This is a genomic window from Trinickia sp. (assembly GCF_057351765.1).
The window spans coordinates 21,209-35,594 of sequence record NZ_JBMRBK010000006.1; the positions used below are offsets into that span (position 1 = coordinate 21,209).

Annotated in this window: 12 protein-coding genes; 6 read left to right on the plus strand and 6 right to left on the minus strand. The window is 60.7% G+C overall.

Going from position 1 to position 14,386, the window contains the following annotated elements; genetic code table 11:
• Positions 1–17: 17 nt before the first annotated feature.
• On the minus strand, positions 18–1,304 hold the full coding sequence (hemA, locus tag ACO1XS_RS01195) for a glutamyl-tRNA reductase (RefSeq protein WP_486389848.1): 1,287 nt from the start codon (positions 1,302–1,304) through the stop codon (positions 18–20).
• A 223-nt stretch (positions 1,305–1,527) separates the two neighbouring features.
• On the opposite strand from hemA, the gene ACO1XS_RS01200 reads away from it, so the two are divergent.
• Genes ACO1XS_RS01200 through ACO1XS_RS01210 form a run of 3 tightly spaced genes read left to right on the plus strand, consistent with a single transcriptional unit; the run spans position 1,528 to position 4,280 of the window.
• On the plus strand, positions 1,528–1,782 hold the full coding sequence (locus ACO1XS_RS01200) for a hypothetical protein (protein WP_331571721.1): 255 nt from the start codon (positions 1,528–1,530) through the stop codon (positions 1,780–1,782).
• 14 nt (positions 1,783–1,796) lie between these two features.
• Positions 1,797–3,623 carry an aminopeptidase P family protein gene (locus tag ACO1XS_RS01205; protein WP_486389849.1) on the plus strand — a complete coding sequence of 609 codons (1,827 nt, stop codon included), beginning with the start codon at positions 1,797–1,799 and terminating at the stop codon, positions 3,621–3,623.
• Positions 3,624–3,650: 27 nt separating this feature from the next.
• Positions 3,651–4,280 (plus strand): HAD family hydrolase, encoded by a 630-nt coding sequence (locus tag ACO1XS_RS01210; protein ID WP_486389850.1) that lies wholly within the window; start codon positions 3,651–3,653, stop codon positions 4,278–4,280.
• Positions 4,281–4,343: 63 nt separating this feature from the next.
• Here ACO1XS_RS01210 and ettA read toward each other — a convergent pair whose 3' ends face one another.
• The gene (gene ettA / locus ACO1XS_RS01215) at positions 4,344–6,011 is read right to left on the minus strand and encodes an energy-dependent translational throttle protein EttA (RefSeq protein ID WP_440560144.1); all 1,668 of its coding nucleotides are present in this window, start codon (positions 6,009–6,011) and stop codon (positions 4,344–4,346) included.
• A gap of 183 nt (positions 6,012–6,194) precedes the next feature.
• Here ettA and ACO1XS_RS01220 point away from each other — a divergent pair, with 183 nt between their 5' ends.
• Positions 6,195–7,463 (plus strand): glycosyltransferase, encoded by a 1,269-nt coding sequence (locus ACO1XS_RS01220; protein ID WP_486389851.1) that lies wholly within the window; start codon positions 6,195–6,197, stop codon positions 7,461–7,463.
• Positions 7,464–7,488: 25 nt separating this feature from the next.
• Here the strand turns inward: ACO1XS_RS01220 and ACO1XS_RS01225 are convergent, their stop codons facing one another.
• The 4 genes from ACO1XS_RS01225 to ychF all read right to left on the minus strand — a co-directional run bounded on the left by ACO1XS_RS01225 (position 7,489) and on the right by ychF (position 11,543).
• Positions 7,489–8,547: a hypothetical protein gene (locus tag ACO1XS_RS01225; protein WP_486389852.1), complete on the minus strand. Its 1,059-nt coding sequence runs from the start codon at positions 8,545–8,547 to the stop codon at positions 7,489–7,491.
• Between the two features lie 20 nt (positions 8,548–8,567).
• The gene (locus tag ACO1XS_RS01230; RefSeq protein WP_486389853.1) at positions 8,568–9,641 is read right to left on the minus strand and encodes a DUF6708 domain-containing protein; all 1,074 of its coding nucleotides are present in this window, start codon (positions 9,639–9,641) and stop codon (positions 8,568–8,570) included.
• Positions 9,626–10,012, minus strand: a complete 387-nt coding sequence (locus ACO1XS_RS01235) for a hypothetical protein (RefSeq protein ID WP_331570970.1) — start codon at positions 10,010–10,012, stop codon at positions 9,626–9,628. Before ACO1XS_RS01235 ends, ACO1XS_RS01230 begins: the two co-directional genes overlap by 16 nt.
• Positions 10,013–10,448: 436 nt before the next feature.
• Complete coding sequence (gene ychF / locus ACO1XS_RS01240; protein ID WP_331570972.1) at positions 10,449–11,543, minus strand: redox-regulated ATPase YchF; 1,095 nt, start codon at positions 11,541–11,543, stop codon at positions 10,449–10,451.
• Positions 11,544–12,318: 775 nt separating this feature from the next.
• Between ychF and ACO1XS_RS01245 the strand changes: the two genes are divergently transcribed.
• Both ACO1XS_RS01245 and ACO1XS_RS01250 read left to right on the plus strand, forming a co-directional pair.
• On the plus strand, positions 12,319–13,254 hold the full coding sequence (locus ACO1XS_RS01245; RefSeq protein WP_486389854.1) for a hypothetical protein: 936 nt from the start codon (positions 12,319–12,321) through the stop codon (positions 13,252–13,254).
• On the plus strand, positions 13,251–14,386 hold a 1,136-nt coding region (locus ACO1XS_RS01250), incomplete at its 3' end, for an MFS transporter (RefSeq protein ID WP_486389855.1). The genes ACO1XS_RS01245 and ACO1XS_RS01250, both read left to right, overlap by 4 nt.

The following is a 14,386-nucleotide window of genomic DNA, read 5'->3' on the forward strand; positions in this document are numbered from 1 at the left end:
CGGCGTTTGCCGCGACGCTAACGATCGGAGGGCTTCGCGTGCCGGTATACGCCGCCGAGCAATTCGACGAGCGCGGCCCGGTCTTCGCTGCTCGCGCGGTTGAGCGCGTGCGTCGGGCCGTGGATCAGCTTGTTGGTGAGCGATTGCGACAAGGCTTCGAGCACTGCTGCCGGGTCGTCACCGCGCGCAAGCATCTTTTGCGCGCGCTCGAGTTCGGCGCGCCGCAGCACGTCGGCCTGCATGTGCATGTGGCGGATCACCGGCACGGCGCTGCGTGCGTCGAGCCACTGCATGAAGTGCTGTACGCGCGTCTCGATGATCGCTTCCGCCTGGGCCACCGCCGCTTGTCTGGAAGCGTTGCCTTCGCGAACGATCGCGCCGAGATCGTCGACGGTATAGAGGAAAACGTCTTGCAGCTCGGCCACTTCGGGCTCGATGTCGCGCGGCACCGCGAGATCGACCATGAAGATCGGCCGGCGCCGCCGCGCCTTGACAGCCCGTTCGACGGCGCCGAGTCCGATGATCGGCAGCGTCGATGCCGTGCACGAAACGATGATGTCGAACTCGTGCATGCGCGTGGGCAGCTCGGCGAGTGCCATCGAACGTCCGCGAAAGCGCTCGGCCAGCTTCGCGCCGCGCTCCACGGTACGGTTCGCGATGACCAACTCGCGCGGCTCCTGTGCGGCGAAGTGCGCGGCGCAGAGTTCGATCATCTCTCCCGCGCCGATGAAAAGCACGCGCTGGTTCGAGATTTTGTCGAAGATGCGCTGGGCGAGGCGGACCGCCGCGGCGGCCATCGAGACCGACTGGGCCCCCACGGCCGTCGTGCCGCGCACTTCCTTCGCGACCGAGAACGTGCGCTGGAAAAGCTGATTGAGGTAGGTGCCGAGCGCCCCCGCCTCGGAAGCGGCACGCACCGCGTGCTTCATTTGTCCGAGGATTTGCGTTTCGCCGAGCACCATCGAATCGAGCCCCGAGGCAACGCGAAAAGCGTGGCGCACGGCTTCCGACTGCGGCAGCGCATAGACGTGCGGAGCGAGCTCGGCTGCGTCCATGCCGTGATAGTGCGCAAGCCATTCGATGGCGGCTTCGCGCGGCGCGCGGTCGTCAGTCGCGCAATAGAGCTCGGTCCGGTTGCAAGTCGACAGGATCGCCGCCTCGGGAGCCCCAAGCGCCGGCCGCCCCAGCCACAGCGATCTGAGCGCGGCGAGCGCCGGCTTGATCTCTTCGAGCGGAAACGCCACACGTTCGCGCAGTGCGACGGGCGCCGTGTGGTGATTGATTCCGATCGTTAGCAGTTGCATATGCGGGGCGCATTGCCGCCAGGTTGACAGGGCGGCGCTAGGATTTCAGCCGGGTATTATAACGGTTCCATGCTTTGGGCACGTCCGCGTCAATCCCGGGTGCGGGCCCCGGAGCGTCCCTTTTCCAACCCTCTCCGTCATCGAAAAAGACCGCCATGCGATCGACAGGTTCATTCCATTTCCGCGTGTTTCGACCGGTACGGTCGACGGCGGGGCGCGGCTGATGGGGTGGCCCGGACTCGTCGTGCTCGGCATCGTGGTCGGGCTGGCCGGCTGGCGCTTGCACCCGCTCTATCGCGCGAGCCGCGTGCGCTGGTTCATTGCCGTTGGCGTCGGCATCGTGGCCGCCGCGGCAGCGAAGATGGCCGGCAACGTGTCCGGGCTTTTCTACGATGGCGGGGTGTTCGAGTGGCCGGTCTGCACGGCCGTCGCGTTCATCGCCGTGGCGGTGACCGTCGGTCTGGCGACTCGACGATAAATGAGGCCTGATTCATGAACGACCGACCTACCGAGACCGCCGCCCCCGCCCTGGACATAGCCGCACGCATCGCGCGCTTGCGCGATGCCATGGCGCGCGAGCGGCTGGACGCCTACGTCGTGCCGTCCTCCGACCCGCATCTGTCCGAATATCTGCCCGCACGCTGGCAAGCCCGGCAGTGGCTCTCGGGCTTCACGGGCTCCGCTGGCACGCTCGTCGTCACAGCGGACTTCGCGGGCGTGTGGACCGATAGCCGCTATTGGGTGCAAGCCGCCGCAGAACTGGAGGGCAGCGGAGTCGAGCTCATGAAGATGACGGCGGGCCAGCAATCGCAGCCGCATGTCGATTGGCTCGCGCAGCGGCTGGCCTCCGGGTCGAACGTGGGCGTCGACGGTGCCGTGCTGGCGCTTGCAGCCGCACGTGCATTGGCCGATGCGCTGAGCGCGCGAGGCATCGGGCTGCGGACCGACCTCGATCTGTTGGACGCGGTGTGGGCAGACCGTCCGGAACTGCCCTCAGCGCCCGTTTACGAGCATCGAGCGCCGTACGCGTGCGTCGCGCGGGTTGAAAAGCTCGAAGCCGTGCGGCGGGCGATGCGCGAACAGGGCGCGCAGTGGCATTTCGTCTCGACGCTCGACGATCTCGCCTGGCTCACGAATCTGCGCGGTGCCGATGTCAATTTCAATCCCGTCTTCGTTGGCCATGCGCTAATCGGGCTCGAGTCGGCCACGCTGTTCGTCGGCGCAGGCAAGGTGCCGCCCGATGTCGCCGCCAGCCTCGCGCGCGACGGCGTGGCGATCGAACCGTACGAGCGGGCGTCTGCCGCGCTTGCGGCACTGCCGGCCGGCGCAACATTGCTCGTCGATCCGCGGCGCATCACCTACGGCTTGCGCGAGGCGGTCCCGCAGTCGGTCGACGTGGTCGAGGCGGTCAACCCGTCCACGTTCGCGAAGTCGCGCAAGACAGCCGCCGAGGCGGAGCACGTGCGCGCGACGATGGAGCAGGACGGCGCCGCGCTGGCCGAGTTCTTCGCCTGGTTCGAAAACGCGCTTGGGCGGCAAACGCTGACCGAGCTCATCGTCGACGAACGGCTCACCGCCGCGCGAGCGCGCAGGCCCGGCTACATCTGCCAGAGCTTTGCCACCATTGCCGGCTTCAACGCGAACGGCGCGATGCCGCACTATCGTGCGACCGAGGCATCGCATGCGCACATCGCGGGCGATGGATTGCTGCTGATCGACTCGGGAGGACAGTATCTGGGCGGCACGACCGACATTACGCGGGTGATGCCGATCGGCTCGATCACCGACCCGCAACGACGCGACTTCACGCTGGTGCTCAAGGGCATGATCGCGCTTTCGCGCGCCCGTTTTCCGCGCGGTATCCGCTCGCCGATGCTCGACGCCATCGCGCGTGCGCCGATCTGGGAGGCGGGTGTCGACTACGGGCATGGCACAGGGCATGGCGTCGGCTATTTCCTCAACGTGCATGAAGGTCCGCAGGTGATCTCGCACTATGCGCCGGCGGAGCCTTACACGGCGATGCAGGAGGGGATGATCACGTCCGTCGAGCCCGGTATCTATCGACCGGGGCAGTGGGGCGTGCGAATCGAGAATCTCGTTCTGAGCCGAGCGGCGGGCGAGACGGAGTTCGGCGCGTTCCTCGACTTCGAGACGCTGACTCTGTGCCCGATCGATACACGCGCCATAGCGCTGGCGCTGTTGCGCGACGATGAGCGCGCATGGCTCAACGGCTATCACGAAACAGTGCGTGAACGCATTTCACCGCATGTGACGGGTGAGGCCCGAGCCTGGCTCGAGGCCCGCACGCGAGCGATCTGATCTTTGCAGGACGAGGGAGAGCGTTGCATGGCAGCGAAGGTGGTGGTCTTCGATTTCGGCGGGGTGCTCATCGACTGGAACCCCGAGTATTTGTACCGTCAGTTGATTCCCGATGAAGGGGAGCGCCACCGCTTCCTGACAGAGGTGTGCTCGATGGACTGGGTCGTGCAGCAAGATGGCGGTCAGTTGATCGAGACGGGGACCGCGGAGCTCGTCGCGCGTTTTCCGCAGCACGAATCGTTGATTCGTGCGTTCTATGCGCGCTGGCACGAGATGATCGGCGGGGTCATCGCCGAAGGCGCCGCGCTCGTCGAAAAGCTCGAGGCAGCGGGGGTACCGCTTTTTGGGCTCACGAATTGGTCGGCCGAGACGTTTCCGTATGCCTGGGATCGTTTCGACGTGCTGCGGCGCTTTCGCGACGTTGTCGTATCGGGCCGCGTAAAGCTCGTGAAGCCCGATCCGGCGATTTATGCAGAGATGTTTTCCCGCATCGAGCGGCATGTGCCCGGCGTGGCGGCCCATGAGCTCGTCTTCATCGACGACAACATCAAGAACGCGCACGCCGCGGCAGCGCTCGGATGGCACGGCGTGCACCACACGAGCGCGGCCGCCACCGAGGCACGGCTGCGGGAGCTTGGCCTCGCGCTGGGCACCTGAATGAGCGCGCCCGGTTGACCGGGCGCTTGCCGCTTCCCGCGCGCGTATCAGCGCATCAGCGCATCAGCGCGTGATCGGCTTATAGCGGATGCGTTTGGGCTTGGCCGCTTCTTCGCCCAGGCGCTTGCGCTTGTCCGCTTCGTACTCCTGATAGTTGCCGTCGAAGAACACCACCTGCGAGTCGCCCTCGAACGCGAGGATGTGAGTGGCGATGCGATCCAGGAACCAGCGGTCATGCGAGATCACCATGACCGAGCCCGCGAATTCGAGCAGTGCATCTTCGAGCGCTCGCAGCGTCTCGACGTCGAGGTCGTTCGACGGTTCGTCGAGCAGCAGCATGTTGCCGCCGGCGATGAGCGTCTTCGCCAGATGCAGGCGCCCGCGCTCGCCGCCGGAGAGATTGCCGACGTTCTTTTGCTGATCGGCGCCCTTGAAGTTGAAACGGCCGATGTAGGCGCGCGAGGGCGTTTCGTATCTGCCGACCGTCAGGACATCGGCGCCGCCGGAGATTTCCTCGAAGACGGTCTTCGAGCCGTCGAGCGCGTCGCGGCTCTGATCGACATAGGCGAGCTTGACCGTCGGTCCGATATCGATGGTGCCCGAATCGGGCGTTTCGCGGCCCGTCAGCATGCGAAAGAGGGTGGACTTGCCGGCGCCGTTCGGGCCGATGATGCCAACGATCGCGCCGGGCGGCACCTTGAAGCTCAGATTGTCGATGAGCAGCCGGTCGCCATAGGCCTTGGTGACGTTCTTGAATTCGACCACTTCGTTGCCCAGCCGGTCGCCGACGGGAATGAAGATTTCCTGCGTCTCGTTGCGCTTTTGGTAGTCCTGGCTGCTCAATTCCTCGAAGCGGGCAATACGCGCCTTCGACTTTGCCTGACGGCCCTTCGGGTTCTGGCGCACCCACTCGAGCTCTTTCTTGATCGCCTTTTGGCGCGCCGATTCAGCCGTTTCCTCCTGTTTCAGGCGCGTTTCCTTCTGATCGAGCCAACTGCTGTAGTTGCCTTTCCACGGAATGCCGTAGCCGCGGTCGAGCTCGAGAATCCATTCGGCGGCGTTATCGAGGAAGTAGCGATCGTGGGTGACGGCTACGACCGTACCCGGGAAGCGCGTGAGGAACTGTTCCAGCCATTCGACGGATTCGGCATCGAGGTGGTTGGTAGGCTCGTCGAGCAGCAGCATGTCGGGCTTTTCGAGGAGCAGCTTGCACAGTGCCACGCGGCGCTTTTCACCGCCCGACAGATTCGCGATTTTCGCGTCCCACGGCGGCAGGCGCAGCGCGTCCGCGGCGACTTCGAGTTGCTGCTCGGGGCTGCCGCCGTCGCTCGCGGCGAGGATCGCTTCATACTTCGCCTGCTCGGCAGCGAGTGCGTCGAAGTCGGCATCGGGTTCGGCGTAGGCCGCATAGATTTCGTCGAGCTTCTTTTGCGCGCTGAAGACATCGCCGAGGCCTTCTTCGACGGCCTCGCGCACGGTTTTTTCCGGATCGAGCTGCGGCTCTTGCGGCAGGTAGCCGATGTTCAAATTCGGCATCGGGGTCGCTTCGCCTTCGATGTCCCGGTCGACGCCGGCCATGATGCGAATGAGCGTCGATTTGCCCGAGCCGTTCAGGCCGAGCACACCGATTTTCGCGCCGGGGAAGAACGAGAGCGAGATGTCCTTCAGGATTTGACGCTTGGGCGGCACGATTTTGCCGACCCGGTTCATGGTGTAGACGTATTGGGCCATGTGCGGGGAAACGGAAATTGAGAGAAAACGCTAGTCTTACACGTTACCGGGTGGGCGCGCAAAGAAGCGTGCGTTTCGGTGGGGGCGTGGCCGAGTGCTCAGGGGCAAAGGATGGACCGGATCGCCGGCCGCGCCGGCGTCATAACGAAAAGCCGGCGCCAGCCGGCATTGGAAGAGCACACGATGAAATTTGCCGTGGTGACTTACGGAACCGAGGGGGATACGCGGCCGCTCGCCGCACTGTGTCGTGCGCTGATCGATGCGGGTCACGAGGCGCATATTTTGGCCGATGCATCGACGCTGACGAGTGCGGCGGCGCTTGGCGTACCCGCATCGCCGCTGACGGGCGACATCAAACGAGCCTTGATGCCTGGCGAGGCGTTGTCGAATGTCGTTGGCGGTAAAGCGAATTTTTCGAACACGGCCCGCGCCCTGGCGGAAATCGCGAACGCGAATACGATGGTCTGGATGCGCGAGACGCTGGACGCGGCGCGTGGCTGTGATGCGCTGATCGTATCGGCGCTGGCGTCGTTTGTCGGGCTGTCCGTAGCCGAGCGCCTCGGTATCCCCGCAATCGGCGCCGGTATGATCCCGATTACGCCGACCGCTGATTTCGCGTCACCGTTTTTGCCGCCCGGCAAGCTGCCGGGCTGGCTCAACCGCGCGAGCCATCGTTTCGTCAATGCGATGCTCTGGCGTGCGTTTCGCAAAGCGACGAACGCGGCGCGAGCGAGCGTTTGTGGGCTCCCCGCACGCGAGCGCGTGTGGACTGAACACCCGATTCTTTATGGCGTGTCGCCGAGCCTTTTGCCACAGCCTCACGATTGGCCGCCGCAGGCGCGTATTTGCGGGCAATGGAGACCGCCGGGGGCGCGCGAATGGTCCGCTCCGAAGCCGCTCGCCGATTTCCTAGCGGCGGGGGAGGCACCGATCTATATCGGCTTTGGCAGCATGGCGGGCTTTGATCGGCGCAAACTGGGCGAAGCATTGATCGGGGCCGTCGGGGGACGCCGCGCCCTCTTTTACCCGGGGTGGAGCGGCATAGATGGCAACGCGCTGCCTGCGAATTTCCATGTGGTTGGAGAGACGCCGCATGAGTGGCTCTTTCCGCGCACCTCGATGGTCGTTCACCATGGGGGAGCCGGTACGTCTCACTCGGCGGCGCGTGCGGGGGTGCCTTCCGTCGTCGTTCCCTTTGCGGCCGATCAATTCTTTTGGGCCGATCGACTCGCTAAGCGCGGCATCGCACCGGCAGCCGTGCAAGGAAAGCGGGTATCGGCGGCGGCGCTGGCACGCGCCATCGATTTCGCGTCGCGTGCGCAAGTGCGCACGCGCGCGGCCGCAATCGGTGCGGCGATGGCACAAGAAGACGGCCTCGGCGAGGCCGTGCGGACGATCGAGTCGATTGCGCGTGCGGGGAGCCGGGCCGGGCTGGTGGGGCTCAGATGTTGAAGTGGCACCCCGCGGTTTTGGTCGTTTATGACGATTGCGCGCCTGGAGATATTTCGGCGGCAGGTCTGGGTGCAGCAGCGTAGAACACGCGGAACCACATTCGGTGAGCCACGCCAATTCCGGCGAGCAGTGTAACGATCAGCATGCCGGACATCGGATTAACCGTGCCAGGCACGGTGCCCAATAGGCGCAGCGCCCCATAAGCCAGCAGCGAAACAGATGCCATCGCCGCAAGCGACGCCCCCAGTAGACGCCAGCCGTGCAGCCGACTGAGATTACGCGGCAGGCCGAGCATCGCGCCCGCGAAGACCAAGGCTGTCGGAACGGCAACCGTGCCAATGTAGTCAAACATCACGAGCTTGAGATCATCGTCAAAGTAGTCGAGCAACATAGGCGTCGCTTGTGTCATAAACGACAGTAGTACGGTAGCGAACATCCAAGCCGCGAGGCCGGCAATGCGCCGCCGTGCGTTAGCGGGCGGTGCCAGCGGTAATGCATCTTTGCGCAGCATGTGTGTAATGAATCGCCACGTCAGCCAAGCCACGAGCGCATACAGAACGACATTCAGCAAGCTGATGATCGTCACGATGAAATTCAGCATGGCCGAGCCGTCGTTCAAATGTCGGATCAGCGCTTCGAACATCAATCTCTGCGCGATCTCCCAACCCACCAGGCATGATGCATAGATCGTCAGCAGCAACGCCGGGCGACGGAATGCAAGCTGACCTCGCTGTTCCCCGTGCCATAGAACAATCAGGAAAACCAAACCGGTTCGATACACCAGGCTACTAATAAGATTGGTCAGGTTCACGGCCAATACGTCCGCGGACAGAAAAGATGCCTTCGCCAGGCCGTAGTAGCCATATAGAAACGGCGCAGCGGCGATGGCCGCCGCGATGACTGCGGCTGCACGGGGCAACGAGCCGGGGCGGGATTGTGAATTCATGTTGACTCCGGTGGCAAGCGAGGTCTCGCATTCGCACTCGCTTGATAAGGCATCGCGTCGAACGACAAAAGCGGGTCGCTTTCGTCCTTCGTCGCATTTTTTCAGTTCTAGAGGTTCGATAGCGCTTGCATAGCTCATCCGCCGATCGTGTATCGACATTACGCCGCGGGAGTAGCAGGGTTGTCGAGCCACAGGGCCGCGTGGCGCGTTGCGTCATCTTCTCCCTTCCAGTCTTCGACGCGCGCCTTCGGGTTGATCGGGTAGTCGCCGCGTCGCCTGGCCAAAACGGTCTCGCCCCACCCAACCGGGGTGCCGGCACGGGGTTGTGCATAGGGATCGTCCGCTGCGACCTGACTGATCCGCTGGATCGACTCCGGCCAGACCGGATTCCGGCTGGTAGCGTTGGCTAAGATGCGCATCAATGTGAAGAGGAGAATTAAAGGCATCATGACGATCCGCCAGATTGCGGGCGCGTCCATGCCGACGCCGTAAAGCGAGAACAAGAACGATTCACGCGGCGTCTCGTTCTCGGTATGAAACAGCATGGGCTTGGGCAAGCCATTCGGCCCATCGTTCATGAACTTGCACCAATAGTTCCATTGAGCGAGCGCCAACTCTACCTCCGCGGCCGGCATCCACTCACGGCCGATCGAGAAGACCCGCGTGACCTTGCCATGGTCATCAACCGTGTAATGGCGAATATGGAACAGTTCGCGGAAAGTCGACATCTCGCGATGCAGGCAAAAGATCGAATCGTTCGACCAGGGTACCTCCCATACGACATCGCCTTCACCCGGTTTCGCAAAGAAACGTCGTTTGCGGATCGCGTATAACTTACGCTCTCCCCGGTGAAAGCGGATCGGGCGGCGGCGAAGTCCAAAAAATAAACCGGCCCCGAATTTAAATGCGATCCCCAGAAACAACAAAATCACCCCGAATGAAAATATATTCGATATTGTCATCCAAAATGGAGGGGCTGGGTCTGCATGAGTGAAGCTATAGAAATAGTAACCCGCCCCGGTAAATAAAAATGCCCCCGCTGCGGCAGTAATGAACCATTGCTTCTCGAGAAGCGAGGGTTCAATAACGTCCATGAAAATTGAGTTAATTCTAAACACGGTCCCGGCATCTTGAGTATTCGGCGAGACCGGCTGGTCGACTGCCAGTCGGTGCGCCATATCCCACTCCGGAACTGGTTTACCAATGCATTTCTTCATCAGGCGCTCGTGCATGTCCATCCTCGGATTGTCGAGTTGAACGCCTTCAGCTCGTCATCAAACGTATGGTAGTGCTCTCCCGTGCTGAATTTGCACCGCTTGCAAGCAAAAATCCGCTGCCTGGAACTGCGCCGGAGCGGCCGGCGGGCCAACCGTCTCGTGATCATTTTGTCGATGAAATCCTTCGGATCGAGCTCGGCGCTGTCGGACAGGATTTCCGCAACGAATCGGAAATCGTGCGATAGGTATTCATCGCCTTCGATGCAGTTCGCCAACAAGATGTTGCACGACGCATCACTCTGTGGAAACACCAACCTTAATAGCCGGTTGTTCCGCATCCCGGTGGCGATTTTCAGAAGGTCTTGAGCAGACAAGTCGGTATTCATTGGCAAGCCTGACGGATAAGCCGGAATTCGGAGTCGGGCGATTTTACACGGAATTACTTCATGGCAAAACAGGCTCAATCATTATTGGCATTGGCTGCTATGTTTTAGGAAAAATTGCCGATTTATTTGAGATTTCGGTAGTTATTGCTAATTCATGCTCGCCGTTCTCATGGCAGCGGACGCACGCCCCTTTACCGGCTCGCCCCGCTACAGATCAGGTCCGTCGGGGCGAATTGTTACGGCTTCGCGTTCGGCTTGGCATGCCGGCACTGCCTATCATTGAGCACGTCTACCACCACTGTGGCAGGCGTACCCGGTTTGATTCGTTACTTCAATGCGCCACTTGATACCCCGTGGAAGGATGGGACTTAAGTGGCGTAGGCATTTGATGGGGATTTTGGTGCGTTGTGATGCCCCGTGAAAGAGCAGGTTTTGCTTAGACGTTGAACAGGAAGTTCATGACGTCGCCATCGTGCACGACATACTCTTTGCCCTCGGCGCGCATCTTGCCGGCTTCCTTTGCGCCTTGTTCGCCTTTATAGGCAACGAAGTCATCGAACGAGATCGTCTGTGCGCGGATGAAGCCGCGCTCGAAGTCTGTATGAATGACGCCGGCCGCTTGCGGCGCTGTATTGCCGATATGGATCGTCCAGGCGCGTACTTCCTTCACGCCTGCCGTGAAGTACGTCTGCAGGCCCAGCAGCTTGAAACCAGCTCGGATGACACGGTTCAGGCCCGGCTCGTCCATTCCCATATCGGCGAGAAACACTTCCTTGTCCTCGTCGGCCAGATCCGCAATCTCCGCTTCGATCGCCGCGCACACCGCGACGACGGGCGATTTCTCCGCATCGGCATGCCGGCGCACGGCATCGAGGTAGGGGTTGTTCTCGAAGCCGTCGTCTTTCACGTTGGCCACATACATCGTCGGTTTCGCGGTGATGAGGCAAAACGGCTTGATGAGCGCGGCCTCGTCGTCGGACAACTCGAGCGCGCGGATCGGCTTGGCCATGTCGAGCTGCGCGCGCGCCTTTTCGAGCACGGCGGCGAGTTTGACGGCTTCCTTGTCGTTGCCCGATTTCGCGGCTTTCGAATAGCGGGCGAGCGCTTTCTCGACAGTGGCGAGATCGGCGAGCGCCAGTTCCGTGTTGATGACTTCGATGTCGGAGAGCGGATCGACCTTGCCGGCCACGTGAATCACGTTTTCGTCTTCGAAGCAGCGCACCACGTGCGTGATCGCATCGGTTTCGCGGATGTTGGCGAGGAACTGGTTACCGAGGCCTTCGCCCTTGCTCGCTCCGGCGACGAGGCCCGCGATATCGACGAATTCGACGACGGCCGGCACGACGCGCTCAGGCTTGACGATCTCGGCGAGTGCTTTCAGCCGCGCATCGGGCACTTCCACGACACCGACGTTCGGCTCGATCGTGCAGAACGGATAGTTCTCGGCGGCGATGCCGGCCTTCGTCAGTGCATTGAAGAGGGTGGACTTGCCGACGTTCGGCAGGCCGACGATGCCGCATTTGAGACTCATGGAAGACCTTTCTGGATCGATCTGTTGCGGTTACTCGCCGCTTCTTCCGTTGTCCGGCAATGGACCGAAGCGCGACAGCCGCAAGGTGAATTCGGGTACGAGACGGAACGGGCACGGATCGGGCGCTTGCCGTCCATGGTTCGTGCTCGTCTTCGACTCGTGAAACGGCAATTGTAACGCTTTCGGGGGCTTCGACCGGCTGGCGATGAGATGACTTGGAGCTAACAGTGAGCGCTGAGCGAATGAGGTGCCTACAGACTCGTGGGGCGCGAAGGGCGTCGGTTCCATCCACCGTTCAGGTGGATAGGGGGCATTACATTTTGTTTACATGATAATTCAATTTCATTACATTGAGATCGACAGCAGCTCTGCTGTCACCCGTCCAATAAATTTTTGAGGGCCTAACTCATGCAAGAGAAATCGATTTTCGACGCAGCGAAGCTCCCCCGTCAGGCGTCGCCGGAGCTTGCAAAATTGCAAACGACAACCGCGGAGCCCGCGTTCGAGCGTCTTCTCGGCTCACTTCGTTTGAATTTCACTCAGCCAGAATGCACAGATGGTAATCGAAACGGATAAGCATAAAAGTGGTTGATGATTTTAAATAAAAATACGGGCGGGTCGAATTAATCATCGCTGTTGACCCGCCATCTGTCAAATTGATCTAAAGGGGCATGTCGTCATGATCGCGTGTGATTCCGGCTTGGTTGATACGGGAGCTAGTAGTTCGCTTACACCGAAGATCCACATTATTGGATTAAATTTGTATGAATTGTACATGGAGTTGGCCGTCGAGCTTGCCCGCGCGTCACCAGATATTTCCCGGCTGACAAGCGAACTGATAAGCGAGAAATCAAAACCAATCGCAGGTCGACTGTTTGCATCTTTGCTGGATGAGTTTAGGTACGATCTCGCGAATCCGGGAATTGGAATGGCGGTTGTCGACATACCAGAGAGCCCAGCTTGCGATACCACTCAGAACGCCTTCTGGGGCGTAGCGTTAGCACTAGGTCTTGGTTCGAACATCTTTTCGTTAGGTCGAGATCGCATCAATGACACTCCGTACACGGTCTATGCAGCGTCATACCGAAAATCAAAACATTTGGCGGATCTTGGGCTACAACCTATCGCTCCAGAGACAAAACTTGGCTTCCACACTGATGGGTTGCTGGCTGAAGACAAGGTATCGATGCCGCACAATATTATGCTTTATAACATCGATATCGCATATCGCAAGCCAGGAAATTTTCACTGGGTTCCATTCTCTATGTGGGGCGAGAAGGACCTTTATATGAGGCGTATCGGGGTAGGCAGGCCGTATAACATCAAGGTCACTCCAAGCGTTTACGAGGTGGATGATGGCAATCTCGAAATAGTGTCCCCGCGACACGTGATCGCACCGATTTTCATTGAAACAGAATCCGTCGGTACTACCCTCTACTTGAATGGCGATGTTACCTCGGCCGCTGGAGATCCGGATTTTGATTTGGCCGCGATAGATGGCTTACGGAGCTCGCTCGCAGCTAACGCCGTGCGATTTTCGGTGCCGCAAAAGTCGCGTCGTCTGATTTTTGTACGTAACGTATTGGGCGCCCATGCGCGCGACGTTTTCGATGAGCCCAGTCCGGACGCATTGTACACGCGAGTTTTTTTGCGCTCCGTCGATGACAATTGCATCGAGCTTGTAGGCGGGAAGGAAGAGCCGCGCCCATGATCAATGATGCGGTCGATGTCGAATGTCCGCGCCGGGCGTCCGCCTTGGCGCGCAGCCCGTCCATCAAACTATTCGCGGCACTGGCCGCGATCAACTTCTTGCGAATCGGCTATCAATTGGTCGTGGTCGCATGGTCGGCGGTGCAGAGCACAGGGCGTGCTGATGCTGCCGGAAAGATTCTGTTGATCTCGACGGTGGCCAGCCTGGTTCTCTCGCCGATTCTGGGCGCAACAGTCGACTACTTCGCCAGAAAAAAAGCAATGCTGCTGTGCGGTCATCTAGGCATCGTCGTTTCGGGCGGGATCCCGCTTCTTACACAAGCGACGCTGACCGACGAGACGATGTTCGAGGCCATCGCTGTTGCAGTAGTCCTGGCTACTGCCTCCAGTTCTGTCCTGGGCGGCGCAATGGATTACTTCCTGAAGACTCATCTTCAGCAGTCCGAACGACCTCGGCACTTGGCGACCCTCAATTCCACCGCTCAAATCGCGCTGATTTTTGGGACGGCGTTGGGCGGCCTGGTTGTTTCTCAAGCCAACCTCGTTCACGCTTTCCTCTTCATTTCTGCCTGTGGTGCGCTTCTGGCCGGAATCAACTGGTGGTTGCTGCCTGCCTTGTATGTGGCACGCGATAGCGCTTCACCTACCTGGAAACGGGGAGCATTTTCCGCAGGGCCGATGCTCTACCTTCGGCACCGTCGATTGTTCGCGATAGCAACCTGCGCCGCACTGGCGTTTTCGATCGGGCAGATCACGAATACATTGCTACCGGCGCTTATCGCCTTTTATTTCCGCGGCACGAGCGCGGACTATTCGATGATAGAAGCAGCGTGGTCGATCGGCGCACTCCTTGTCGGCGTGTGGCTAGCAAAGTTTGCGGCGAATTCGCCGGGTAGCATGCGCCTCGATTTCATCATAATTGGAACAATGGCGATCGCTCTCGCGGCGATCCCGCTTCTTTCCGCTTTTCCGGCTTTGCTGACAACGCATTTCTTTCTCGGCGCCGGTTTCTCCCTGGTACGCATACGAAGCGAGACCCGGTTCCTGGCGGAGTGTCCGAGACACTTGCTAGGTCGTTTTCGCGCCAACAGCGTGCTGATGACGAGCGGGATTGGATTGCTGATCTTTTCCGC

Excerpts from the sequence above, each read along its gene's own strand:
- hemA (WP_486389848.1), bottom strand. The coding sequence starts at position 1,304 with ATGCAACTGCTAACGATCGGAATCAATCACCACACGGCGCCCGTCGCA.
- ACO1XS_RS01200 (WP_331571721.1), top strand. The coding sequence starts at position 1,528 with ATGGGGTGGCCCGGACTCGTCGTGCTCGGCATCGTGGTCGGGCTGGCC.
- ACO1XS_RS01205 (WP_486389849.1), top strand. The coding sequence starts at position 1,797 with ATGAACGACCGACCTACCGAGACCGCCGCCCCCGCCCTGGACATAGCC.
- ACO1XS_RS01210 (WP_486389850.1), top strand. The coding sequence starts at position 3,651 with ATGGCAGCGAAGGTGGTGGTCTTCGATTTCGGCGGGGTGCTCATCGAC.
- ettA (WP_440560144.1), bottom strand. The coding sequence starts at position 6,011 with ATGGCCCAATACGTCTACACCATGAACCGGGTCGGCAAAATCGTGCCG.
- ACO1XS_RS01220 (WP_486389851.1), top strand. The coding sequence starts at position 6,195 with ATGAAATTTGCCGTGGTGACTTACGGAACCGAGGGGGATACGCGGCCG.
- ACO1XS_RS01225 (WP_486389852.1), bottom strand. The coding sequence starts at position 8,547 with ATGAGCTATGCAAGCGCTATCGAACCTCTAGAACTGAAAAAATGCGAC.
- ACO1XS_RS01230 (WP_486389853.1), bottom strand. The coding sequence starts at position 9,641 with ATGCACGAGCGCCTGATGAAGAAATGCATTGGTAAACCAGTTCCGGAG.
- ACO1XS_RS01235 (WP_331570970.1), bottom strand. The coding sequence starts at position 10,012 with ATGAATACCGACTTGTCTGCTCAAGACCTTCTGAAAATCGCCACCGGG.
- ychF (WP_331570972.1), bottom strand. The coding sequence starts at position 11,543 with ATGAGTCTCAAATGCGGCATCGTCGGCCTGCCGAACGTCGGCAAGTCC.
- ACO1XS_RS01245 (WP_486389854.1), top strand. The coding sequence starts at position 12,319 with ATGGAGTTGGCCGTCGAGCTTGCCCGCGCGTCACCAGATATTTCCCGG.